Origin of the sequence: Microbacterium sp. MMO-20, assembly GCF_037147735.1 — a bacterium.
In the GTDB taxonomy this organism is placed as follows: domain Bacteria; phylum Actinomycetota; class Actinomycetes; order Actinomycetales; family Microbacteriaceae; genus Microbacterium.
Map to the genome: position 1 here is coordinate 373,773 of NZ_JBBCUU010000002.1, position 24,179 is coordinate 397,951.

A 24,179-nucleotide genomic window follows, 5' to 3' on the forward strand; every position below is an offset into this window, starting at 1 on the left:
AACCTGTGGACATCGATCTGGGACTGCTGCGGACGGTCGAGCGCGAGAGGGAGATCCCCTTCGATGAGCTCGTGCGGATCATCGAGCAGGCGATCCTCACCGCCTACGCCAAGCACACCTCGCCAGACGGTGAGCTGCCCGACGGCGCCCGCGCGGAGCTCGACCGCAAGACCGGTCACGTGGCGGTGTTCATCCCGCTCACCGATGAGACCGGAGCGGTCATCGGCGAGGAGGAGTCGACCCCCGAGGACTTCGGACGGATCGCCGCGTTCGCCGCAAAGCAGGTCATCAGCCAGCGTCTGCGCGACATCGCCGACGACCAGGTGCTCGGCGAGTTCCGCGGCAAGGAGGGCGACATCGTCGCCGGCGTCATCCAGCAGGGACCGAACCCCCGCATGGTGCACGTCGACCTCGGCACCGTCGAGGCGATCCTGCCTCCCGAGGAGCAGGTGGCGGGGGAGGAGTACCCGCACGGCGCGCGACTGCGCGTGTACGTGACGTCGGTGTCGAAGGGACTCAAAGGCCCGCAGATCACCGTCTCGCGCACGCACCCCGGACTCGTCCGCAAGCTCTTCGCGCTCGAGGTTCCCGAGATCGCTTCGGGACTCGTGGAGATCACCTCCCTCGCCCGCGAAGCGGGACACCGCACGAAGATCGCCGTGATCGCCAAGGATCCCGCGATCAACGCGAAGGGCGCATGCATCGGCGAGATGGGGCGTCGCGTGCGCGCGGTGACCGAAGAGCTCGGTGGCGAGAAGATCGACATCGTCGACTTCGATCCGGAACTCGCGAAGTTCGTCGCGAACGCGCTGTCGCCCGCGAAGGTGACCTCCAGCTACGTGCTCGACGCGAATACGAAGGCCGTGCGTGCGCTCGTGCCCGATTACCAGTTGTCTCTCGCGATCGGCAAGGAGGGCCAGAACGCCCGCCTCGCCGCTAAGCTCACGGGCGCGAAGATCGACATCCAGCCCGACTCGATTCTCGAGGACGCCTGACCGGGGGTAGGATGGAAGCTGTTCGAACGTGCGTGGGATGCCGCGTGCGTGCCCCGCGATCCGCCTTGCTGCGGGTCGTCCAGCGGGACGGTGTGCTCGTCGCAGACGAGAAGGCCGTCCTTCCGGGTCGGGGCGCGTGGGTGCATGACACGGACGCGTGCGTGGCGGCTGCCCTACGTCGCCGGGCCTTCGGACGAGCACTGCGCGTGACCGGAGCCCTCGACACGACGGCCTGGGATGCGCAGACCCTTCCTCACAACCACCAGCGAAAAGGCTGAACGGCTATGGACGCAAAGTGAACGGCTCGAAATGAGACCCGTCCGCAAGTAGCGGTCCACCCTGTCCGGGTGGACCCCAGACAGGAGAAATGTGGCAAACCCACGTGTGCACGAGATCGCTTCCGAGCTCGGCGTCGACTCGAAAGTCGCCCTCGCGAAGCTGAAGGAGCTCGGCGAGTACGTCAAGAGCCCCTCATCGACGATCGCGCCCCCGGTGGCGCGAAAGCTCCGGACCGCCCTCGAGGCGGACGGCGCCGGTAAGAGCGCGGCCGCGCCCGCGCCGGCATCCCCCGCAACTCCCGCGTCGTCGGCACGCCCGACGACGGGCGCCCGTCCCGGACCCGCGAAGCCCGCAGCCCCGGTGCCGGGTCCTGCGACTCCGGCCGCCCCCGCGGCGGCCGAGGCCACGGCGACCCCTGCTGCTCCCGCGACGTCCGAGGCGCCGGCCACGCCCGGCGGCGGTGCGCCTGCGCCCACACCCGGCCCGGCGGCCCCGTCGGCGCCGCGCCCCGGTGGCGCTCCCCGTCCCGGCAACAACCCGTTCGCCTCGAGCCAGGGCATGGGCCAGCGTCCGGCCGGTCCGCGCCCGGGCAACAACCCGTTCGCGTCGGCGCAGGGCATGGGCCAGCGTCCGACTCCCGGCAACATCCCGCGTCCGCAGGCGCCGCGTCCGGGTGCTCCGCGCCCCGGAGCCCCGCGTCCCGGCGGTGCGGGTCGTCCCGGTGGTGCCGGCCGTCCCGGCGCGCCCTTTCAGCAGCGTCCCGGCGGCCCCGGTCGTCCCGGCGGCGCGGGCGGCTTCCAGCGTCCCGGTGCGCCCGGCGGAGCTCCCGGCGGGTTCGCCGGTCGGCCCGGCGGCGGCGGGGGGCGCGGTCGTGGTCCCGGTGGTGGCACCGCGGGTGCGTTCGGCAAGGGCGGCGGCAAGAGCAAGCAGCGCAAGTCGCGTCGGGCGAAGCGGCAAGAATTCGAGATGAGGGATGCCCCGGTCGTCGGCGGCGTCAACGTCTCGAAGGGCAACGGCGAGATCATCCGCCTTCGTCGCGGTGCGTCGATCGCCGACTTCGCGGACAAGCTCGAGGCGATCCGCGGCTACACCGTGCAGCCCGGCACGCTCGTGACGATCCTCTTCAACCTGGGCGAGATGGCCACGGCCACCGAGTCGCTCGACGAGGCGACCTTCGAGGTCCTGGGCGAGGAGCTCGGCTACAAGATCCAGATGGTCTCGCCCGAGGACGAAGACAAGGAGCTCCTCGAGGGCTTCGGTCTCGACCTCGAGAAGGAGCTGGAGGAGGAGAGCGAGGACGACCTCGAGATCCGTCCGCCGGTCGTCACCGTCATGGGTCACGTCGACCACGGTAAGACGCGCCTTCTCGACGCGATCCGTCAGACGAACGTGGTCGCGGGTGAGGCCGGTGGCATCACCCAGCACATCGGTGCCTACCAGGTGTGGACCGAGCACGAGGGCATCGAGCGCGCCATCACGTTCATCGACACCCCCGGTCACGAGGCGTTCACCGCGATGCGTGCCCGAGGCGCGCAGGTGACCGACATCGCGATCCTCGTTGTCGCCGCCGACGACGGCATCATGCCGCAGACGGTGGAGGCGCTCAACCACGCCCAGGCCGCGAACGTGCCGATCGTGGTCGCGGTCAACAAGGTGGACAAGCCCGACGCCAACCCGGCCAAGGTGCGCCAGCAGCTCACCGAGTACGGCCTCGTCGCCGAGGAGTACGGCGGCGACGTCATGTTCGTCGACGTCTCGGCGCGTGCAGGCACCGGCATCCAGGACCTCCTCGACGCCGTCCTCCTCACCGCTGACGCGGGCCTGGACCTCACGGCCAACCCGAACAAGGCGGCGCGCGGTGTCGCGATCGAAGCGAAGCTCGACAAGGGCCGCGGTTCGGTGGCGACGGTGCTCATCCAGTCCGGAACGCTGCGCGTCGGCGATGCGATCGTCGCGGGAACGGCCTACGGCCGCGTCCGCGCGATGATCGACGAGAACGGCGACGCTGTCGAGGAGGCTTACCCCTCGCGTCCGGTCCAGGTGCAGGGTCTGAACTCGGTCCCGCGCGCCGGCGACACCTTCATCGTCACCGACGAGGACCGCATGGCTCGTCAGATCGCCGAGAAGCGTGAAGCCGCCGCGCGCAACGCCCAGCTGGCGAAGGCTCGCAAGCGCATTTCGCTCGAGGACTTCACCCGGGCGCTCGAAGAGGGCAAGGTGGAGTCGCTCAACCTCATCATCAAGGGTGACGTCTCCGGTGCCGTCGAGGCGCTCGAGGAGTCGCTCCTCAAGATCGAGGTCGACGATTCGGTGCAGCTACGGATCATCCACCGCGGCGTCGGTGCGATCACCGAGTCGGACATCAACCTGGCCACGATCGACAACGCGATCGTGATCGGCTTCAACGTCCGGCCCGACACGAAGGCGCGCGAGCGCGCCTCCCGCGAGGGCGTGGACGTGCGGTTCTACTCGGTCATCTACAACGCGATCGACGACGTCGAGCAGTCGCTCAAGGGCCTGCTCAAGCCGGAGTTCGAAGAGAAGCAGTCGGGTGTCGCCGAGATCCGAGAGGTGTTCCGCTCCTCGAAGTTCGGCAACATCGCCGGTGTCATCGTCCGCTCGGGCACGATCACGCGCAACGCCAAGGCGCGCGTCATCCGCGACGGCGTCGTCATCGCCGATGGTCTCGCCATCGAGTCGCTGCGTCGCTTCAAGGATGACGTCACCGAGGTCCGCACGGACTTCGAGGCCGGTATCGGACTCGGCAAGTACAACGACATCCAGGTCGGCGATGAGATCGAGACGACCGAGATGGTGGAGAAGCCCCGCGGCTGATCGCATCACGACGAGGATGCCGCGCCCGGATGATCCGGGTGCGGCATCCTCCGTCCATCCCAAGGAGGAACCATGTCGAACGAACGACAGGCGAGGCTCGCCGACCGTATCCGCGTGCTCATCGCAGAGCGGCTCGAGAAGGGGCTGCGCGATCCGCGGCTCGGGTTCGTGACGATCACCGACGTGCGCGTCACGGGCGATTTGCAGCATGCGTCGGTGTTCTACACCGTCTACGGCGACGACAAGGCCCGTGCGGACACGGCCGCCGCGCTGAAGGCTGCGACCGGAATGCTACGCAGCGAAGTCGGCAAGCAGCTCGGCGTGCGGCTGACGCCGTCGCTCGAGTTCATCCCCGACGCGTTGCCCGAGAACGCCGGGCACATCGCGGACCTGCTGCGCGAGGCGCAGGAGCGGGATGCCGCCGTCGCCGGCCTCGCCGCCGGCGCCGCCTACGCGGGCGAGGCCGACCCTTACATCAAGCCGCGCGACGAGGCCGACGAGGACTGATCCGCGGGGGCATCCCCCATGGGCAGGCGCAGGGCGCCGTCGGATGCCTCGACGAGGCCGTCGGCGATGAGCGAGTCGATCGCGCGGTCGCGCTGCACGGCATCCGGCCAGTCCGGGGCTACGGCATCCTGTGCGATCTCGTGCGTGGGGGCCGCGCGCAGTGCGCGCAGGATCGCCCCGCGGGCCTGCCGGTCGCTGCCCTCGTACCGGGCCTGTCTACGGCGGTCGTCGCCCGTGTCGGGGTAGCCGGCCGCGCGCCACGCGCACGCATGCGCGAGCGGGCATGCGTCGCATCGGGCGGTGCGCGCCGTGCAGACGACGGCCCCGAGCTCCATCGCCGCGGCGTTGACGATCGCGGCATCCGCATCGTCGTCGGGCAGGATCGCCGCCATCGCAGCGAGGTCGCCCTTGCTCGGAGGGCCGGGCTGCGCGCGTCCGCCGATCGCCCGCGCGAGGACGCGGCGCGTGTTGGTGTCGACGACGGGATGCCGGTCGCCGTAGGCGAACACGGCGACGGCCCGGGCGGTGTAGTCGCCGATCCCGGTCAGGGCCAGCAGATCGTCGACATCGCGCGGAACGACGCCGTCGTGGCGACTATGGATCTCGACGGCCGCGCGGTGGAGCCACAGCGCGCGACGCGGGTAGCCGAGGTTCGCCCATTGCGTGACCGCCGCGGCGGGAGGGTCGGCGGCCAACGCGGAGGGCGTCGGCCATCGGGCGAGCCACGCCTCGAGGTGGGGGATGACGCGCGTGACGGGCGTCTGCTGCAGCATGAACTCGCTCACGAGCGTGCCCCACGCCCCGAACCCGGGGCGGCGCCACGGCAGATCGCGCGCGGCCCCGCGATACCACGCGATGAGCGGCGTTGCGAGGTCGGGCACGACGCCAGCCTACGTCGGGCTGAGCACCCCGCGACACGCGCGCGAGGACGCGCCGCTTAGGCTGGGAGGATGCCTCAGTCGCACCCCGACAGCGCCCCGAACGGCATTCTGCTGGTCGACAAACCCGACGGCGTCACGAGCCACGACGTCGTCGCCCGTGCGCGGCGCGCGCTGAACACGCGCAAGATCGGCCACGCCGGCACGCTCGACCCGATGGCGACGGGGCTCCTGATCCTCGGGGTGGGCCCTGCGACGCGCCTGCTGACGTTCATCGTGGGGCTCGACAAGACCTACGAGGCCACGATCCGTCTGGGCGCGTCGACCGACTCCGACGACGCCGACGGCACGGAGATCGCGCGGGCGGATGCCGCCGTTCTCGCTGCAGTCACACCCGACGCCGTTTCTGCAGGTATCGCCGCGCTCACGGGTCGGATTCAGCAGGTGCCCAGCACGGTGTCGGCCATCAAGGTGGGCGGCAAGCGGGCCTACGACCTCGCTCGCGCGGGCGAGCAGGTGGAACTCAAGGCGCGCGAGGTCACGGTCAGCCGGTTCGCGGTGACGCGCATGCGCACCGCCGCCGAGGGGATCGACCTCGACGTCGTCGTCGACTGCTCGAGCGGCACGTACATCCGTGCGCTCGCCCGCGATCTCGGTGCGGATCTCGGTGTCGGCGGTCATCTGACGGCGCTGCGCCGAACGCGCATCGGCCCGTTCGACGTCGCGGCCGCGGTCGACGTCGCACCGGATGCCGCGCTCGCCCCTCCCGCCGAGGTCGCGGCGGCCGTCCTGGGGGCGCTGCCGGTCACGGCGGAGGAGGCTCGTGACCTCCGCCACGGCAAGCGCCTCGTGGGCGCTGCCGCACGGCTCGAGGGGCTGGCGAGCGCGACCCCCGCCGCGATCGACCCGGGAGGACGACTCGTCGGGATCGTCGAGCGCCGCGGCGGCGACCTCAAGAGCGCGATGAACATGGCGGAGGAATCGGCATGATCTGGTGGTTCGCGATCGCGCAGGTGATCGTCGCCGTCGTCGTCGGCCTCGTCGCCGTCGTCGCGGGCCTCGCGGGGCGACGGCCGGGCGACGTCACGGTGGGCGGGATGGCGCTCATCCTGCTCCTCCTCGTCGCGCAGGTGGTCATCGCGATCGTCGCGGCGCTCGCGGGCAACCCTCCGCTCGGCAGCACGCTGGAGTTCTGGGTGTACCTCGTATCCGCCGTCCTTCTCCCGCCCGCCGCCGTGTTCTGGGCCCTCCTGGAACGCAGCCGCTGGAGCACCGTCATCATGGGCGTCGCCGCACTCGCCGTCGCTGTCATGGTGTGGCGCATGGAGGTCATCTGGACGACGCCGGCCCTCTGACGCCCCGCCTATCATTGAGAGGTCATGTCGCCCACGTCCCGCACCCGCATGACCGGCATCGGCCGGGTCCTCGTGGTCGTCTACGCGATCATGGCGCTCGCGGCGACGGGCCGCTCGCTCGTGCAGATCGTCGAGGATTACGCGAACGCGCCGCTGGCGTACACGCTGTCGGCGGCATCCGCCCTCGTGTACGTCCTCGCGACCGTCGCGCTCATCCTTGCGGGCCGCGCGGGATGGTACGTCGTCGCGTGGATAGCGATCTCGTTCGAGCTCGTCGGTGTGCTCGTCGTGGGCACGCTCAGCCTGACGCATCCCGCGCTGTTCGCGCACGACGCGACGGTGTGGTCGGGCTTCGGCTACGGATACTTCTGGGTGCCGCTCGTGCTGCCGTTCATCGGTGTGTGGTGGCTCGTGCGCCATCGGCACGGCATCCCCGAGCCTGAGGTGCCTCAGGCCGTCATCGAAGGGTCCCACTGGTGATCGTCTTCCGCGAACCGGGCGAGGTTCCCGCGCACTTCGGGCCGAGCGTCGTCGTGATCGGCAAGTTCGACGGCGTGCACTCGGGTCACCGCGCCGTCATCGACCGCGCCCGCGTCACTGCCGCCGATGCGGGGGCGCGCGTCGTGGCGGTGACTTTCGACCGCAATCCGCTGAGTCTGCTGCGTCCGGAACTCTGCCCGGATCCGTTGTCGAGCGTCGATCAGAAGCTCACTCAGCTCGCCGACGCCGGTGTCGACGCGACCCTCGTGCTGCGATTCGACGAGAGCCTCGCGAGCCTGGAGCCGCGCGCCTTCGTCGAGCACATGCTCGTCGAAGCGCTGGGTGTCGTGACCGTCATGGTCGGCGACGACTTCCGCTTCGGTCGCGGGGGAGCGGGGACGCCCGCACTCCTCGAAGACCTCGGCGCGGAGTACGGCTTCGCGGTCGATGTCGTGAGCGATGTGCAGGGCGGTGGCCGCCGCGTCTCGTCGACGTGGGTGCGCGATCTGCTGTCGGCGGGCGATGTCGAGGGGGCTGCACGACTCCTGGGCCGACCGCACTCCGTCCAGGGGGAGGTCGTCCATGGCCTCAAGCGCGGCCGCGAGCTCGGATTCCCCACGGCGAATCTCGAACCGGATGCCGAGGGCTTCATCCCGGCCGACGGCGTGTACGGAGGGTGGCTGATCGACCTCGGCGCGACCGCAGGCGAGGCGGATGCCGCTGCCGCCGTGACGAGATACCCGGCGGCGATCTCGGTGGGGACGAACCCGACCTTCGACGACGTCGAACGGCGCCAGGTCGAGGCCTACGTTCTCGATGAGACGGGCCTCGACCTCTACGGCCATCGTGTCCAGATCCAGTTCACGCATCGCATCCGCGGCATGGTCGCCTTCGAAGGCATCGAGAAGCTCATCGCCCAGATGACCGACGACGTCGCGCGTGTACGCACGGCGTTGCGCGCCTGACGCGCGGCTCCGGCCCTGCCGCCGTCAGTACGAGGACGCGTCGACGGCGCCGGTGGATTCCTCCCCGGCATCCACGCGCCGCGCCTCGCCGAGGATCACGGCGCTGCCGCTCGTGCCCAGGCGCGTTGCGCCGGCGTCCAGCATCGCGAGCGCGTCGGCGTAGCTGCGTACGCCCCCCGAGGCCTTGACCTGCACGCCCTCGCCGACGTTGTCGCGCATGAGGCGCACGTGCTCGGCGGTCGCGCCGCCTCCGGCGAAGCCCGTCGAGGTCTTCACGAAGTCGGCGCCGCCGCGTTCGGTGAGGCGGCTGCCCCGGGCGATCTGCTCGTCGTCGAGGAGCGCGGTCTCCAGGATCACCTTCGTGACGCGGCCGGATGCCGCCTCGACGACGGCGGCGATGTCGGCGGCGACCGCGTCGTCGAATCCGGAGCGGAGGGCGCCGATGTTGATCACCATGTCGAACTCGGACGCGCCGTCTGCGAGCGCTTGGCGAACTTCCGCCACCTTCGCCGCCGTCGATGTCGTGCCGTGGGGGAATCCGATCACGGTGCCGACGGCGACACCGCTGCCCGCGAGTCGCTCCACGGCGTGCGGGATGTCGCTCGGGCGCACGCACACGCTGAACACCTTCCACTCCGCGGCGATGTCGAGTTCGGCGTCGACCTCGGTGCGGGTGAGCTCGGGCTTGAGGATCGCGTGGTCGATGGTCGCCGCGAGGGCGCGTTCGGTGATCGTGGGCATGATGCCAGACTACGCTCGGGAATACCCCATGGGGGTATTATGGTTGCCGTCAGTGGACGCCGCGTCGAACGCGAAGCGGCGGGCGAGGAGACGACATGATCGAGCAGACGTACACCGTGCAGGGCATGACCTGCGGCCACTGCGCACAGGCGGTGACCCGCGAGGTGGGTGCGCTCGACGGTGTGGAAGAGGTGGCAGTCGACATCGCGACGGGAGCGGTCACGGTGACATCCGCGGGGCCGCTGGCGACGGTCGCGGTCTCCTCCGCCGTCGAGGAGGCCGGCTACACGCTCGTCGCCGGACGATGAGCGAACTCGAGCGCCACGCGCGCGAAGGCACCGCGCCGCGCGCGGAGGCCGTCCTCGACATCACGGGGATGACGTGCGCGAGCTGCGTCGCCCGCGTCGAGAAGCGCCTGCAGAGGGTCGACGGCGTGACGGCGGCCGTGAACCTCGCGACCGAATCGGCGCGGGTGGAGTACCCCGCTGATCTCGCACCGGCGCGACTGGTCGCTGCCGTCCGCGAGGCCGGCTACGACGCGGTGGTCCGCCGCGCGCCCGAGACGGAACCGTCGGATGCGGGCGCACACGGACCGGGGGACGGCGCCGCGCTCACGACCCGACTCGCGGTGAGCTCCGTGCTCGCAGCCCCTGTCGTGGCCCTCGGGATGGTCCCCGCGTGGCAGTTCCCCGGGTGGCAGTGGGTGTCGCTCGCGCTTGCGACTCCCGTCGTGCTGTGGGGCGGATGGCCCTTCCACCGCGCGACGTTCGCGAGCGCCCGGCACGGGGCGATGACGATGGACACCCTCATCACGCTCGGCACGGGCGCCGCATACCTGTGGAGCGTCTGGGCGCTCGTGTTCGGCAGTGCGGGCCGCATCGGGATGACGCACACGGGCGGCCTGTTCGAGCCTGTCCACGATCCGTCGGCGCTCGTGTACTTCGAAGTCGCGGCCGCCGTCACGGTCTTCCTTCTCCTCGGCCGTGTGATCGAAGAGCGTTCGAAGCGCCGCGCGGGGGCTGCCGTGCGTGCGCTCCTCGACCTCGCCGCTCGCGACGTCGAGCTCGAGGACGGCACGCGCATGGGAGTCGAGCAGCTGCGCGTGGGAGACCGCTTCCTCGTGCGGCCCGGCGAGAAGGTCGCCACCGACGGCGTCGTCGTCTCGGGCCACGCGTCGCTCGACGAGAGCATGATCACCGGCGAGGCAGCGCCCGTCGAGGCATCCGCCGGCGACCCCGTCACGGGCGGCACACTCGCTGCCGACGGCAGGCTCGTCGTGCGGGCGACCTCCGTCGGCGACGATACGCGCCTGGCGCACCTCGCGCGCCTCGTCGAGAACGCTCAGGCTGGCAAGAGCCGTGTGCAGCGGCTCGCCGACCGCATCTCCGCCGTCTTCGTGCCGATCGTCATCGCTTTGTCGGTCCTCACGCTTCTCGCGTGGATGCTCGTCGGCGGCTTCAGTGGTGCGTCGATCGCGTCGGGCTTCACCGCGGCGGTCGCGGTGCTCATCATCGCGTGCCCGTGTGCGCTCGGGCTCGCGACACCGATCGCGATCCTCGTCGGCACCGGGCGCGGCGCGCAGCTGGGCGTGCTCATCACCGGCCCGGAGGCGCTCGAGGCGGCCGAGCGCATCGACACGGTCGTCCTCGACAAGACGGGCACGTTGACGACAGGCGAGATGACGGTCTCCGCCCTCACTCCGATCGGTGGGGCGGATACCGCGGAGATCACCCGTCTCGTCGGCGCGCTCGAGCACGCCTCCGAGCATCCGATCGCCCGCGCGATCGCCGCCTACTCGGCGAGCGGCACCCTCATCGAGGTCGAGGATTTCGCGGGGCTTGCCGGTCGCGGGGTCAGTGGCAGGGTCGACGGCCGCGTGGTGTTCGCCGGTCGCCCCGACTTCGCCGCGGAGATCGTCGGCGTGCTGCCGGCCTCCGTGCAGTCCGCGGTCGACGAGGCGCAGGATGCCGGGGCCACGGCGATCGTCGCGGGCTGGGACGGCACACTGCGCGCGGTGATCGCGGTGTCGGACCGGGTGCGCTCCGACGCTGCGACGACGGTCGCGCAACTGCACGCGCTCGGTCTCGATGTCGTCCTCCTCACGGGAGACAACGTCGGCGCCGCGGAGGCTGCGGCATCCGCCGCCGGCATCGACCGAGTGACCGCCGGGGTCCTTCCCGAGGGCAAGGTCGCCGAGATCGGGCGTCTGCAGGCCGCGGGTCACCGTGTCGCGATGGTCGGCGACGGCGTCAACGACGCCGCGGCGCTCGCGACCGCCGACCTCGGCATCGCGATGGGCGGAGGGACGGATGCCGCGATGCACGCGAGCGATATCGCGCTCACCGGCAGCGGCCTCGAGCCGGTCATGACCGCGCTCTCACTCAGTCGACGCACGATGCGCATCATCCGCGGCAACCTGTTCTGGGCGTTCGCGTACAACGTCGCGGCGCTGCCGGCGGCGGCGCTGGGTCTGCTCAATCCCATGATCGCCGGAGCCGCGATGGCATTCTCGAGCGTGTTCGTGGTGCTCAACAGCCTGCGACTGCGAACTGCGCGCTGACCGCGCTAGAATGGATGCCGAGACCGCGCACCCGCGTCGCCGCAGCTCGCAGAAGCGAGTACCCGCAGCCCGAGGAGCACGGATCACGCATTCCCCCGCGGCAGCCGCCGCGGACTCCGAACGGTCGGCCCGAGTATCCGCGTAGGCGCATTCGGGTCGGCGTCCCGCCGGTCACATCCGGCTCTTCACGCTCAGGAGGAGCATGCCGCCCACGGCATCCACCGCCACCGCCCGCCGCCGCGGGCAGTCCCGCGGGTCGTCCGCGCGTCGCGATGACGACGCGCCCCTCATCCCGATCCTCGCCCGCAAGGTGCGCGAGGTCGAGGCCAAGTCGCAGCGCGGCAAGCTCGGACCGACCAATCGCGTCAAGTTCCAGGTGATCGCCTTCCTCGTGCGCGAGGAGCGCGCGCGGGTGAAGGCCGACGAGGCCGTGCCGACCGCCGCGCGGGCCGAACTGCTCAAGCGCCTCGACGGCGTCGCGACGATCCTCGCGAAGACAGCGGCCCGCGACACCTCGCTCATCCAGCTGCTCGAGGTCGACCAGGCGACGTCGCCCGTCGCCAAGCGCATGCGCCGCGACTGGCTGCTCGAGTCGGGCGCCGAGCTCGCCGAGGACGAGCTGATCATCACCGACGCGGCCCCCGTCCAGGCCTCCGTCGTCCCCGCCGCCCTTGCCGAGCGGCAGGTCACCCCTCCGCAGATCGAGGCCCGCCGCGAGGCGAACCCGTTCCTCGCGCCCGACGTGACGCTGCGCACTCCGGCATCCACTGCCCGGCGACGTCTCGACGGCTGGGAGCTCATGGGCCCCCTGTACAAGGCGTTCGAGACCGGCGCCGGGGGAGCGGCCGCCTCGATGGAGCTGCCGCCCGTGCCGGAGTTCGACCGCCTCTCGCCCAAGGGCCTCGACGTCATGCCGCACCAGTCGCGGTTCCTCGAGTCGGTGCGCTCGGGCCACCGATCGTTCCTGCTCGCCGATGAGCCGGGTCTCGGCAAGACGGCGCAGTCGGTGCTCGCGGCATCCGTCGCGAACGCCTACCCGCTCTTGGCCGTCGTCCCGAACGTCGTCAAGATGAACTGGGCGCGCGAAGTCGAGCGGTGGACGCCGCAGCGCCGCGCGACGGTCATCCACGGTGACGGCGGCCAGGTGGACGCCTTCGCCGATGTCTTCATCGTCAACTACGAAGTGCTCGACCGGCACCTCTCCTGGCTGGGTTCCCTCGGCCTTCGGGGCATGGTCGTCGACGAGGCCCACTTCATCAAGAACCTCACCTCGCAGCGCTCCCAGAACGTGCTCGCCCTCGGCGCGCGCATTCGCGAGCAGGTGCGCAACCCGCTCATGCTCGCCCTGACGGGTACCCCGCTCATCAACGACGTCGAGGACTTCGACGCGATCTGGCGATTCCTCGGTTGGACCAACGGGGAGAAGCCCGGGCCCGAGCTCATGGAGAAGCTGGATGCCACCGGCTTCACCCCGGCCGACAAGGCCTTCTACCCCGAGGCGCGGGACGCCGTCATCTCGATGGGCATCGTCCGCCGCAAGAAGAAGGATGTCGCCGCGGATCTTCCCGACAAGCTGATCGCCGACCTGCCGGTCGAGCTCGACGACGAGTACGGCCGGTCGATCCGCGCCGCCGAGCGTGAGCTCGGCGAGCGACTCGCCGCCAAGTACCGCCGCATCATCGAAGCCCGCGGCGACAAGGTGCTCTACGGCGAGGTCGACGAGGACATCGTCCGCCTCGTCGCGCACGGCGAGCTCGAGGAGTCGAAGGCCCAAGGCGCCGGTGCGCAGGGCGCGGGCGCCGACAACGTCTTCACGATGGTTCGCAAGATCGGCCAGGCGAAGGCCCTGCTCGCGGCGGACTACGCCGTGCAGCTGCAGCGCTCGGTCGGCAAGGTCGTCTTCTTCGCGAAGCACATCGACGTCATGGATGCCGCGGAGGCCCACTTCGCTCAGGCGGGCCTGCGCACGGTGTCGATCCGCGGCGACCAGACGACGCCCGCGCGGCAGCAGGCGATCGACGCGTTCAACGAGGACCCGGGCGTCGCGATCGCGGTGTGCTCCCTGACCGCCGCCGGCGTCGGACTGAACATGCAGGCGGCATCCAACGTCGTCCTCGCCGAGCTCAGTTGGACCGCAGCCGAGCAGACGCAGGCGATCGACCGCGTGCACCGTATCGGTCAGGACGAGCCGGTCACCGCGTGGCGGATCATCGCGGCGCACACGATCGACACGAAGATCGCCGAGCTCATCGACTCGAAGCAGTCGCTTGCGGCGCGGGCGCTCGACGGGGCGCAGATCGATGCGACCTCGAGCGATTCGGTGCAGCAGTCGGCGCTCATGCACCTGCTGCGGCAGGCGCTCGGCGCCGCCTGAGCGGCGGGCGGGTTATCGACGGCGACGCCGGTGGCAGGGCCGCGGCATCCGGCGATAGTGTCGTTCGTGGCAGTGACGCCGTAACAACTCCCCGAACTTAAGGATCCCCACATGAAGATCGGCATCCTCACCTCAGGCGGCGACTGCCCCGGACTGAACGCGGTCATCCGCGGCGTCGTCCTCAAGGGCACGACGAACTACAACATCGAGTTCGTCGGCATCCGCGACGGGTGGCGAGGCGTCGTCGACGGCGACTTCTTCCCCCTGACCCGCCACGAGGTGAAGGGCCTGTCGAAGGTGGGCGGCACGATCCTCGGCACGTCGCGCACGAACCCCTATGAGGGTCCCCGCGGCGGCGCCGACAACATCAAGGCGACGCTGTACGGCCACCGCATCGACGGGATCATCGCGATCGGCGGCGAGGGCACGCTCGCCGCCGCGAACCGCCTGTACAACGACGGCATCAACGTCATGGGCGTGCCGAAGACGATCGACAACGACCTGCGCGCGACCGACTACTCCTTCGGCTTCGACACCGCCGTCAACATCGCGACGGATGCCATGGACCGCCTCCGCACGACCGGCGACTCGCACCAGCGCTGCATGGTCGCCGAGGTCATGGGCCGCCACGTCGGCTGGATCGCGCTGCACTCGGGCATCGCCGCGGGCGCGCACGTCATCTGCATCCCCGAGGTGCCGATGTCGATCGACGAGATCACGGCGCAGGTGCAGAAGGCGCACGACCGCGGGCGCGCACCGCTCGTCGTCGTCTCCGAGGGCTTCACCCTCACCGGCATGGACGAGGCCTACAGCGACAAGGGACTCGACGCGTTCAACCGCCCGCGCCTCGGCGGCATCAGCGAGGTGCTCGCCCCCGAGATCGAGCGGATCACCGGAATCGAGACGCGCGCTACGGTGCTCGGCCACATCCAGCGCGGCGGTTCGCCGTCGGCGTTCGACCGCGTGCTCGCAACCCGTCTGGGCCTGCACGCCGCCGATGCGGTCGCGGAAGAGGCGTGGGGTCAGATGGTCTCGATGAAGGGCACCGACATCGTGCGTGTGCCGTTCGAGGAGGCCCTCGGCGAGCTCAACACCGTGCCGATCTACCGCTACGAAGAGGCCGCCGCGCTCTTCGGCTGAGTGCGGCGCGCTTCTTCGGCCTGGGCAGGCGATCTGCCGGAGCGAGGCAGCTTTCTGCGGCATCCGCCTTCGTTCGGCAGATCGCCTGCGTTCAGCGCCGATGCGGGGGAGCGAGATGGAGGCCTTGTGCGATCGCGGTCAGAACGGTGTCGATGACGTAGGCGGGATCGAACAGCACCTGGTAGTAGTCGAACCGCAGGATCGTGTACCCGCGCAGCGCAAGGCGCGCGTCGGCACGGAGATCGCGTCGGCGGTCGGATGCCTGGTGAAAGGCGAGTCCGTCTACCTGCACACCGAGGCGCTCGCCGATCACGCCGTCGAGTGGGTGCCCGTCTACCCAGACTTGCTGGCGCACGGTCACACCGGCGCGGCGCATGAGGGAGACGAACGCCGTCTCAATTCCGGAGTCGGACAGTGAGCCGGCCACTGCAGCGAGCTCGCGCGCCGCGGTGCACCGCCACTGCACCCGATCGAGCACATCGCTCCGCACGATGCCGCGCTTGAGTGCCGATTCCCACACCGCGAGCGCCTGTGCGCGCTGAAGACAGCGCGCGATATGGAACAGGACGTTGATCGGGTGTTCATTCGGCTCTGTTCGCGGGAGGGGAACGGGTCCGGTGGCCCAATGCCATGTGGCCTCGACATGGGTGGAGCGTGCCGCCGAGTGCGGTAGCGAGATGTGTGGCAGAACGGGGAGCTCGGGCACCCACAGTCCCATCCGGGCGGCGGCGCTCACGCAGCTCAACCGTCCTCCCGCGCGCGCGGCCGCCCGGCGGTCGGGGCCGCACGTGGGCGTGACGAGCCACGACCGTCGTACGCGGTCGACGCTTCGGTCTGCGACGGCGGCCGCGATGTGATGCTTCGAGTAGCCTGCCGCTCGGGCGCTCGACGTATGGGCGACCTCTCCGACCGATGCCACCCAGGCGTCCAACGTGATCTGCACGGGCCCAGCATCCGCCGCGGCGTGCCTCACGGGTCCTGCAGCGATGGATCTGTGGACAGATCGAGGGAACCGGGGCGCTGTGGAGGAGGCGATGCACCATCGTCAGGCATCCGCAGCCCAGGCGATCGGCCGGCGAAAGGCGGATGCGCCGCAGACCTGCCTTCGCTCGGCAGATCGCCTGCCCGCGGCAGGCGGCGCGCCCGAACCCGAGCCCGCCCGGGCCTATGCGTCGGCAAGGCCCACCACGTCGAGGAGCCACGCGATCTCGAAGGCGCGCTGGTGCCACGCGTTGTACCGGCCGGAGACACCGCCGTGGCCGGCGACCATCTCGCACTTGAGCAGGGCGTCCGCGCCGACGGCGCGCAGGCGCGCGACCCACTTGGCCGGCTCGACGTAGTACACACGTGTGTCGTTGAGCGAGGTCACCGCGAGGATCCGCGGGTACTCCACCCCCTCGCGGACGTTCTCGTACGGCGTGTACGACTTCATGTACTCGTACACGGACGCATCGTGCAACGGGTCGCCCCACTCGTCCCACTCGATCACGGTGAGCGGCAGTGAGGGGTCGAGGATCGTCGTCAGGGCGTCGACGAACGGCACATCGGCGAGGATGCCGGCGAACAGCTCCGGAGCGAGATTGGCGACGGCGCCCATGAGGAGCCCTCCCGCCGACCCCCCCTCGGCGACCATCAGCGCGGGGGTCGTGACCCCGGCGTCCACGAGGTGGCGTGCGACCGCGACGAAGTCGGTGAACGTGTTGCGCTTGTGCTGGAGCTTGCCGTCCTCATACCACTGCCGCCCCATTTCGCCCCCGCCGCGCACGTGCGCGATCGCGAAGACGACGCCCCGGTCGAGGAGCGAGAGGCGGGCGACCGAGAAGCCCGGTTCGATCGAGTGCTCGTACGAGCCGTAGCCGTAGAGGTGCACGGGTCGGGTGTCGCCGGCGCCGGGATCGCCGAAGGACCGCTTCCACACGAGCGACACCGGTACGCGCGTCCCGTCGTCGGCGATCGCCCAGTCGCGCCGCTGCCCGTACTCGTCGGGGGAGTAGCCGCCGAGCACACTCTGACGCTTGCGCAGCAGGAACTCGCCCGTCTCGACGACGTAGTCGTAGACCGTGCCGGGCGTCACGAACGATCCGTAGCCGAGACGGATGACGGGTGGTGCCCACTCGGGGTTCCCGCCGGCGCCTGCGGCGTAGAGCTCCTCGCCGAACGACAGTTCGCGGACATCGCCGCTCTCGTAGGAGAGGATTCCCATGCGCGCGAGGCCGTCGCGGCGATAGGACACGACTGCCCAATCGCGGAATGCCGAGACATCCAGCAGCCTCCGGCCGGCGACGTGCGGCAGGACGATCTCGCGCGCGCCGGTCGGGTCGGCTCCCGCGACGCGCACCAGCTCGAAGTCGAGTGCGCCGTCGTTGTGCAGCACGTACAGGACGTCTTCGCCGCCGACGATCGCGTGGGTCGCCGAGTACTCGACTCCCTCGCGGCGTGGCCAGATCGAGCGGGGCTCGGCGCGGAGGTCGGATGCCGGGACGAGGAACTCCTCGCTCGTGATCGACGAGCCGACTTCGATCACGAGGTATCGCTCGCTGCGCGTGAAGCCGGCACCGACCCAGTACCGCTCGTCGGGCTCGTGGAACAGCTGCGCATCGCTTGCGGCATCCGCGCCGACCTCGTGCAGCCATACGGTGTCGGGGCGCCATGCGTCGTCCATCGTCGTATACACGACGAAGCGTCCGTCCGGCGAGAAACAGGCCCCCGCCGAGGTGTCGGGGATGACGTCGGTGAGGTCTTCGCCCGTCTCGAGGTCGCGGATGCGCAGCGTGTAGCGCTCGTCGCCCTCGTTGTCGATGCCGTAGAGGAGCCGCGCTCCGTCGGACGAGACGTCGAAAGTGCCGAGCGAGAAGAACTCGTGACCGTCGGCCTCGACGTTGCCGTCGAGCAGCACGACCTCTCCCGGCACATCGACGCCGGGAGTGAGGGTCGGCGGCGTCCAGTCGTCATCGGCGGCAAGCGGTGCACGGCAGTGGATGCCGTATTGCTTGCCCTCGACCGTCCGGCCGTAATACCACCACGCACCCTGCCGCGTCGGCACCGACAGATCCGTTTCGAGCGTGCGCCCCTTGATCTCCTCGAAGATCCGCTGGCGCAGCGGTGCGAGATGCTCCGTCCGCTCGTCGGTGTACGCGTTCTCGGCCTCGAGGTGGGCGATGACGTCCGGATCGTCCTTCGCGCGCAGCCATTCGTAGTCGTCGACGACGTCGTCGCCGTGGTGGGAGCGGATGGTGGGACGGGCGACGGTCCGGGGACCGGGAGTGCGCGCGGTGGTCACCGTTCCACGGTAGTCGAGCGCACCGCGCGCCCCGCGTGATGTGCGAGGATTTGTCTGGTCCGGTTGCCGGACATTGAACCCACGGTGAACTTTTCGTTCGCACCGCCGATCGCCTCGGCACCTTCCCACTCCGACCCGACGAAAGCGAACTGTGGAAACCGCTGCCCTCATCGTCGTCCTCGTGATCGCGCTCGCGCTGTTCTTCGACTTCACCAATGGCTTCCATGACACGGCCAACGCGATGGCGACGCCGATCGCGACGGGCGCGCTGAAGCCCAAGGTCGCCGTCCTCCTCGCTGCGAGCCTGAACCTCGTCGGCGCGTTCCTGTCGACCGAGGTGTCGAAGACGATCTCGCACGGCATCATCCGCGAAGACCAGATCACGCCGCTCGACTTCCTCCCGATCATCTTCGCGGGGCTCATCGGCGCCATCACCTGGAACATGCTGACGTGGCTGCTCGGGCTCCCCTCGAGCTCCTCGCACGCCCTGTTCGGGGGGCTCATCGGTGCCACCCTCGTCGGCGCGAGCACACAGGCGATCGACTTCGGCATGGTCCTGAGCAAAGTCGTGCTGCCTGCCCTCATCGCCCCGTTCACCGCGGGTGTGATCGCCTTCCTCGTGACGCGGCTCGCCTACGCGATCACGCGGCGTTACGACAACAAGCCCGACGGACGCGACGGCTTCCGCTGGGGGCAGATCTTCACGTCGTCTCTCGTCGCCCTCGCGCACGGCACGAACGACGCGCAGAAGACGATGGGCGTCATCACCCTCGCCCTCATCATGGTCGGCTGGCAGAACGCGGACCAGGCCGACCCGCACCTGTGGGTCATCATCGCCTGCGCCTTCGCGATCGCCCTCGGCACCTACATGGGCGGCTGGCGCATCATCCGCACCCTCGGCAAGGGCCTCACCGACGTCAAGCCCGCGCAGGGGTTCTCAGCCGAGACCTCGACGGCGGCGACCATCCTCGCTTCGAGTGCTCTCGGGTTCGCTCTGTCCACGACACAGGTCGCCTCCGGGTCGGTCATCGGCTCGGGGCTCGGCCGCCGCGGATCGAAGGTGCGCTGGGGCACCGTCGGGCGCATCGCGATCGGGTGGGTGCTGACGTTGCCGGCATCCGCCGCCGTCGGCGCGTTCGCGGCGCTCCTCGTCGTGTGGTTCGGCAATTGGGGCATCCTCGTCGACGCGATCCTCGCGGTCGCGGTCATCGTGGGGCTCTTCCTGCGCTCGCGGAAGAACACGGTCGACTCTTCGAACGCGATGAGCGAGGTCGCCGACTCGGGTCTCGCCGTCAAGGTTCCGCGCAAGGCCCCGCCGACTCGTCGCCAGCGGGCGATCATGCGCGAGGAGGCGCGGCTCAAGGCCGAGGCGCAGGCGCGTGAGAAGGCGGCGCGCAAGCACGCGGCCAAGGAGGATGCCAAGGCCAAGGCCAAAGCGAAGGCCGACGCGAACGCCAGATCGGATGCCGAGAAGACGAAGGGGTCGAAGAGATGAGCATCGAAATCGACTGGCTCGCCTTCGTCGAGGTCTTCGCGGCGGCTCTCATCGGTGCGCTCCTCGTCGTGGGGTTCTACGCGATCGGATTGCGCCTTCTGGTGCGCGCGGGCCGAGCACCCGTCGTCGCCCCCGCCGAGTTCACCGACGCGATCACGGTCATCAGCGAGAAGGAGGCGCGGCGCGCAGCGAAGGCCGCCGCGAAGGCGGCCAAGAAGAGCCCGCTCACCGACGGTCAGAAGCAGATCGCGCTGGTCGGTGCGTACGGCTCGTTCGCGCTGTGCGCGCTCGCCGTGCTGGGCGGGCTGTACCTCATCGTCGTCCGCTGACGGGCGTCCGCACCCCGGCTTAGGCTGAACGCATGGCCCAGGTCTCGTTCGGTCAGTACCCACCCGCCGCGCGCACGATCGTGCACGTGAGTGATACGCATCTGCTCGCCGGCAATCGCCCCCTCGGCGGCCGCTTCGACACCGCGGCGAACCTGCACGCGACCCTCTCCGCCGTGGAGCGTACGGGCGTGCGACCCGACGCGATCGTGTTCACGGGTGATCTCACCGACCTCGGCGAACCCGAGGCGTACGCCGCGTTGCGGCAGTCCGTCGAGCCCGTCGCCGAGCGGCTCGGTGCTCCCGTCGTCTGGGTCGCCGGCAACCACGACGAACGACCGGCCCTCCGGGCGGGGCTCTTCGACGCAGAACCCACTCAGGACCCCGTTACCGGCGTGCACGACCTCGGGGGACTTCGACTGATCGCGCTGGACTCCACCGTGCCGGGGTGGCATCACGGCGACATCGATGCCGCCCAGCTCGAGTGGTTGCGGGCCGTTCTCGCCGAGCCCGCTCCGCTGGGAACGATCCTCGCCCTGCACCACCCACCGCTGCCGAGCCACATCCCGTTCTTCGACATCCTCGAGCTGCGCCATCAGCGCGAACTGGCCGACGTCGTCGCCGGCAGCGATGTCCGCGCGATCCTCGCGGGTCATCTGCACTACTCGACGTCGGGCACCTTCGCGGGAGTGCCGGTGAGCGTGGCATCCGCCACGTGCTACACGATGAACCTGCAGCGCCCGGCGGCGGAGGTGAACGGCATGGATGCCGGGCAGTCGTTCCATCTCGTGCACGTCTACGAAGACACCATCACGCACGCCGTCGTGCCGGTGTCGGCGGCCGAGACGGCGGACTTCTTCACCGCCGAATGGCTCGAGCGGATGGCGGAGTTGAGCCCGGAGGAGCGCCTGGAGGCCTTCTCGCGCAAGCGCTGAGGTCTCGCGGCCGCCGGGCTTGACTTCGAGCGCACTCGAAGTTCTACCGTGGGCTCATGACCCTCATCCACGACGGACTGTCGATCGCCGAGGCGTCCGCGGCAACCGGTGTCTCGACGCACACGCTGCGCTACTACGAACGCGCCGGTCTCATGCTGCGGCCCGTCGATCGTGCGTCCTCGACTCACCGGCGCTACTCGGACGGCGACATCGGGTGGGTGCGCTTTCTCACGCGTCTGCGCTGGACCGGCATGCCGATCTCCGTGATCCGGCGCTACACCGAGCTCGCACGAGAGGGCGACGCGACGATCGCCGAGCGGCGGGAGCTGCTCGTGCAGCACCGCGAGGCTGTCCGCGAGCAGCTCGCCGAGATCACGGCGAGCCTCGCCGCCATCGACCACAAGATCGACATCTACGACAAGGAGATCGCTTCATCATGAAGACCATCGCACTCGGAAGCACCGGACTGCAGGTCAGCCCGATCGGCCTCGGCCTCATGGGCATCAGCGCCTTCTACACCGGGGCGGGCGCCGACGATGCGGGCGGTGCCCGCACCATCCTCGGGGCTCTCGACCTCGGCGTCACCTTCCTCGACACGGCGGAGATGTACGGGCCGTACACGAACGAAGAGCTTCTCGGGAAGACGCTCGCCGACGCCGGCCGGCGCGATGAGGCGGTCATCGCGACGAAGTTCGGCACGATCCGGCATCGTGTGAGCGGTGAGCGCGGTCTCGATGGATCGCCCGAGAATATCCGGCTCGCCGTCGAGGGGTCGCTGCGCCGACTGCGAACCGATCGGATCGACCTCTACTACCAGCACCGGATGGACCCCGCGACGCCGATCGAGGAGACGGTGGGCGAGCTCGCGGCGCTCGTCGCCGAAGGCAAGATCCTCGGCTACGGGCTGTCCGAGGCCGCTCCCGCGACGATCCGTCGCGCGCACGCCGTGCACCCGGTGACCGCCGTGCAGACCGAGTACTCGCTGTGGTCGCGCGAGCCGGAGGCTGAGCTCCTCCCGACCCTCCGGGAGCTCGGAATCGGGTTCGTTCCTTATTCGCCGCTCGGGCGCGGTTTCCTCACCGGAGCGATCCGCACAGTCGACGCGCTCGACGACACCGACTTCCGCCGCACCAATCCGCGGTTCGCGGACGGAGCGCTCGAACAGAACCTGAGGATCGTCGACGTCGTCGAGGAGGTCGCCGCGGATGCCGGGGCGACGCCCGCGCAGGTCGCCCTCGCGTGGATCCTCGCGCAGGGCGATGGTATCGCCCCGATTCCGGGGACACGTCGGCTCGAACGCGTGGAGGAGAACGTCGGCGCCGTGGACATCACTCTCAGCGCCGAGCAGCGGGATCGCCTCAGCGCCCTCACTCCCGCGGTGGGTGCACGCTACGCCGACATGTCCGGCGTCGATCGGTGAGCGCGCCAGCGCCCTGACGGCGGATCCGGCGCCCCCGATGTACGTGGTGTACAGCGGGGGCGCCGGCGCGCGGGGTTAGGCTCGGAGGACCACCCGAGGCTACGACCCACAAGGACCGCACTCATGGCACTGGACGCGAAGATGCGCACCGAATCCGACTCGCTGGGATCGATGGAGATCCCCGCCGATGCCTACTGGGGCATCCACACCGCACGCGCGCTGGAGAACTTCCCGATCTCCATGCGTCCGATCTCGGTGTATCGCGACCTCGTCGTCGCGCTCGCGATGGTCAAGCAGGCCTCCGCGCGAGCGAACCGCGACATCGGAGTGCTGGATGCCGAGCGCGCGAGCCTCATCGACCGTGCCGCCCAGCGCGTGATCGACGGCGAGTTCCACGACCAGTTCGTCGTGGGCGTCGTGCAGGGCGGCGCCGGCACCTCCACGAACATGAACGCGAACGAGGTCATCACCAACATCGCGCTCGAGATGGCCGGCCGCGAGAAGGGGGACTACGCGTTCCTCTCGCCGATCGACCACACGAACCGCTCGCAGTCGACCAACGATGTCTACCCGACGGCGGTGAAGATCGGGCTGAGCCTCGACCTGGTCACCCTCCTCGAAGAGCTCGAACTGCTGAAGCAGTCGTTCATGAACAAGGCTGTCGAGTTCTACGACATCCTGAAGATCGGCCGCACCCAGCTGCAGGACGCCGTCCCGATGACGCTCGGCCAGGAGTTCCACGGCTTCGCCACGACGCTCGGCTACGACCATCAGCGTCTCACCGAGAACCGGTATCTCCTCTTCGAGATCAACATGGGCGCGACCGCGATCGGCACGGGCATCACGACGCACCCGGGCTACGCGCCCGCCGTGCTCGCGCACCTGCGCGAGATCACCGGACTCGATCTCGCGACCGCCGATGACCTCGTCGAGGCGACGAGCGACACCGGGTCGTTCATGTCGTTCTCGTCGACCCTCAAGCGCAACGCCATGAAGCTCTCGAAGATCTGCAACGACCTGCGGCTGCTCTCCTCGGGCCCGCAGGCGGGTCTCGGCGAGATCAACCTGCCCGCCCAGCAGGCGGGATCGTCGATCATGCCCGGCAAGGTCAACCCGGTGATCCCCGAGGTCGTGAATCAGGTCGCCTTCTCGGTCGCCGGCGCCGACCTCACCGTCACGATGGCCTCCGAGGCGGGTCAGCTGCAGCTGAACGCATTCGAGCCGATCATCGCCCATTCGATCTTTCAATCGATCACGTGGATGCGCCGCGGCATGCGGACGCTCCGGGTCAACTGCATCGACGGCATCACGGCGAACCGGGATCGCCTCGGTGCGATGGTCGGGTCGTCGGTCGGCGTCGTCACGGCACTGACCCCCTTCATCGGCTACGCGGCATCCGCCGCCCTCGCGAAGACGGCGCTCCTGACGCATCGCAACGTCGGCGATCTCGTCGTCGAGGCAGGACTCATGTCGCGCGACGAGGTCGACAAGCAGCTCTCGCCGGCGCGGCTGTCGGGGCTCGAGGCGATCACGCAGGCGATCCCCGTGATCCAGCCGGTGGAGAACCTCGTCGAGGGCTGACACGCGGAACTGGCGGGCAGCGGCGGCCAGGCG

22 protein-coding genes are annotated in these 24,179 nt (G+C 69.9%); 18 read left to right on the forward strand and 4 right to left on the reverse strand.

The annotated features are described in order from the left end of the window. Positions 1-5 precede the first annotated feature (5 nt). The 4 genes from nusA to rbfA all read left to right on the forward strand — a co-directional run bounded on the left by nusA (position 6) and on the right by rbfA (position 4,616). Positions 6-995 carry a transcription termination factor NusA gene (gene nusA / locus WFI52_RS05365; protein ID WP_336625757.1) on the forward strand — a complete coding sequence of 330 codons (990 nt, stop codon included), beginning with the start codon at positions 6-8 and terminating at the stop codon, positions 993-995. Positions 996-1,039: 44 nt separating this feature from the next. Beyond that, positions 1,040-1,273, forward strand: a complete 234-nt coding sequence (locus WFI52_RS05370; protein WP_442927697.1) for a YlxR family protein — start codon at positions 1,040-1,042, stop codon at positions 1,271-1,273. A gap of 91 nt (positions 1,274-1,364) precedes the next feature. After that, complete coding sequence (infB, locus tag WFI52_RS05375; RefSeq protein WP_336625755.1) at positions 1,365-4,109, forward strand: translation initiation factor IF-2; 2,745 nt, start codon at positions 1,365-1,367, stop codon at positions 4,107-4,109. A 72-nt stretch (positions 4,110-4,181) separates the two neighbouring features. Then, positions 4,182-4,616 carry a 30S ribosome-binding factor RbfA gene (rbfA, locus tag WFI52_RS05380; RefSeq protein WP_336625754.1) on the forward strand — a complete coding sequence of 145 codons (435 nt, stop codon included), beginning with the start codon at positions 4,182-4,184 and terminating at the stop codon, positions 4,614-4,616. Here rbfA and WFI52_RS05385 read toward each other — a convergent pair. Next, on the reverse strand, positions 4,580-5,497 hold the full coding sequence (locus tag WFI52_RS05385) for an A/G-specific adenine glycosylase (protein WP_336625753.1): 918 nt from the start codon (positions 5,495-5,497) through the stop codon (positions 4,580-4,582). The genes rbfA and WFI52_RS05385 overlap by 37 nt on opposite strands. A gap of 69 nt (positions 5,498-5,566) precedes the next feature. Between WFI52_RS05385 and truB the strand changes: the two genes are divergently transcribed. The 4 genes from truB to WFI52_RS05405 are packed head-to-tail and all read left to right on the forward strand — an operon-like array spanning position 5,567 to position 8,294. Beyond that, positions 5,567-6,484 carry a tRNA pseudouridine(55) synthase TruB gene (gene truB / locus WFI52_RS05390; protein ID WP_336625752.1) on the forward strand — a complete coding sequence of 306 codons (918 nt, stop codon included), beginning with the start codon at positions 5,567-5,569 and terminating at the stop codon, positions 6,482-6,484. Beyond that, positions 6,481-6,849, forward strand: coding sequence for a hypothetical protein (locus WFI52_RS05395; protein WP_336625751.1), 369 nt, complete (start codon positions 6,481-6,483; stop codon positions 6,847-6,849). The genes truB and WFI52_RS05395 overlap by 4 nt, the downstream gene beginning before the upstream one ends. Positions 6,850-6,873: 24 nt before the next feature. Then, positions 6,874-7,329, forward strand: a complete 456-nt coding sequence (locus tag WFI52_RS05400; protein WP_336625750.1) for a hypothetical protein — start codon at positions 6,874-6,876, stop codon at positions 7,327-7,329. Beyond that, a complete protein-coding gene (locus WFI52_RS05405) occupies positions 7,326-8,294 on the forward strand; it encodes a bifunctional riboflavin kinase/FAD synthetase (protein WP_336625749.1) in 969 nt (322 codons plus the stop codon). Before WFI52_RS05400 ends, WFI52_RS05405 begins: the two co-directional genes overlap by 4 nt. 24 nt (positions 8,295-8,318) lie before the next feature. On the opposite strand, the gene deoC is transcribed toward WFI52_RS05405, so the two are convergent. Next, entirely contained in the window at positions 8,319-9,035 is a 717-nt protein-coding gene (deoC, locus tag WFI52_RS05410; protein ID WP_336625748.1) for a deoxyribose-phosphate aldolase, read from the reverse strand. A gap of 95 nt (positions 9,036-9,130) precedes the next feature. Here deoC and WFI52_RS05415 point away from each other — a divergent pair, with 95 nt between their 5' ends. The 4 genes from WFI52_RS05415 to WFI52_RS05430 all read left to right on the forward strand — a co-directional run bounded on the left by WFI52_RS05415 (position 9,131) and on the right by WFI52_RS05430 (position 15,109). Then, positions 9,131-9,343, forward strand: coding sequence for a heavy-metal-associated domain-containing protein (locus WFI52_RS05415; RefSeq protein ID WP_336625747.1), 213 nt, complete (start codon positions 9,131-9,133; stop codon positions 9,341-9,343). Beyond that, on the forward strand, positions 9,340-11,595 hold the full coding sequence (locus WFI52_RS05420; protein WP_336625746.1) for a heavy metal translocating P-type ATPase: 2,256 nt from the start codon (positions 9,340-9,342) through the stop codon (positions 11,593-11,595). The genes WFI52_RS05415 and WFI52_RS05420 overlap by 4 nt, the downstream gene beginning before the upstream one ends. A gap of 202 nt (positions 11,596-11,797) precedes the next feature. Continuing rightward, positions 11,798-13,969 carry a DEAD/DEAH box helicase gene (locus WFI52_RS05425; protein WP_336625745.1) on the forward strand — a complete coding sequence of 724 codons (2,172 nt, stop codon included), beginning with the start codon at positions 11,798-11,800 and terminating at the stop codon, positions 13,967-13,969. 111 nt (positions 13,970-14,080) lie between these two features. Next, the gene (locus WFI52_RS05430) at positions 14,081-15,109 is read left to right on the forward strand and encodes a 6-phosphofructokinase (RefSeq protein ID WP_336625744.1); all 1,029 of its coding nucleotides are present in this window, start codon (positions 14,081-14,083) and stop codon (positions 15,107-15,109) included. 91 nt (positions 15,110-15,200) lie between these two features. Here the strand turns inward: WFI52_RS05430 and WFI52_RS05435 are convergent, their stop codons facing one another. Then, positions 15,201-16,052, reverse strand: coding sequence for a DUF559 domain-containing protein (locus WFI52_RS05435; RefSeq protein ID WP_336625743.1), 852 nt, complete (start codon positions 16,050-16,052; stop codon positions 15,201-15,203). A 222-nt stretch (positions 16,053-16,274) separates the two neighbouring features. Then, positions 16,275-18,389, reverse strand: a complete 2,115-nt coding sequence (locus WFI52_RS05440) for a S9 family peptidase (protein WP_336637398.1) — start codon at positions 18,387-18,389, stop codon at positions 16,275-16,277. A gap of 151 nt (positions 18,390-18,540) precedes the next feature. On the opposite strand from WFI52_RS05440, the gene WFI52_RS05445 reads away from it, so the two are divergent. The 6 genes from WFI52_RS05445 (at position 18,541) to WFI52_RS05470 (ending at position 24,146) form a co-directional block, all read left to right on the forward strand. Next, on the forward strand, positions 18,541-19,884 hold the full coding sequence (locus WFI52_RS05445) for an inorganic phosphate transporter (protein WP_336625742.1): 1,344 nt from the start codon (positions 18,541-18,543) through the stop codon (positions 19,882-19,884). Further along, complete coding sequence (locus WFI52_RS05450) at positions 19,881-20,213, forward strand: peptidase (protein WP_336625741.1); 333 nt, start codon at positions 19,881-19,883, stop codon at positions 20,211-20,213. Before WFI52_RS05445 ends, WFI52_RS05450 begins: the two co-directional genes overlap by 4 nt. A 32-nt stretch (positions 20,214-20,245) precedes the next feature. Then, positions 20,246-21,145 carry a phosphodiesterase gene (locus tag WFI52_RS05455; protein WP_336625740.1) on the forward strand — a complete coding sequence of 300 codons (900 nt, stop codon included), beginning with the start codon at positions 20,246-20,248 and terminating at the stop codon, positions 21,143-21,145. 56 nt (positions 21,146-21,201) lie between these two features. Continuing rightward, positions 21,202-21,585, forward strand: a complete 384-nt coding sequence (locus WFI52_RS05460; RefSeq protein ID WP_336625739.1) for a MerR family transcriptional regulator — start codon at positions 21,202-21,204, stop codon at positions 21,583-21,585. Next, the gene (locus WFI52_RS05465) at positions 21,582-22,565 is read left to right on the forward strand and encodes an aldo/keto reductase (RefSeq protein ID WP_336625738.1); all 984 of its coding nucleotides are present in this window, start codon (positions 21,582-21,584) and stop codon (positions 22,563-22,565) included. Before WFI52_RS05460 ends, WFI52_RS05465 begins: the two co-directional genes overlap by 4 nt. 123 nt (positions 22,566-22,688) lie before the next feature. Then, positions 22,689-24,146: an aspartate ammonia-lyase gene (locus tag WFI52_RS05470; RefSeq protein WP_336625737.1), complete on the forward strand. Its 1,458-nt coding sequence runs from the start codon at positions 22,689-22,691 to the stop codon at positions 24,144-24,146. Positions 24,147-24,179 lie beyond the last annotated feature (33 nt).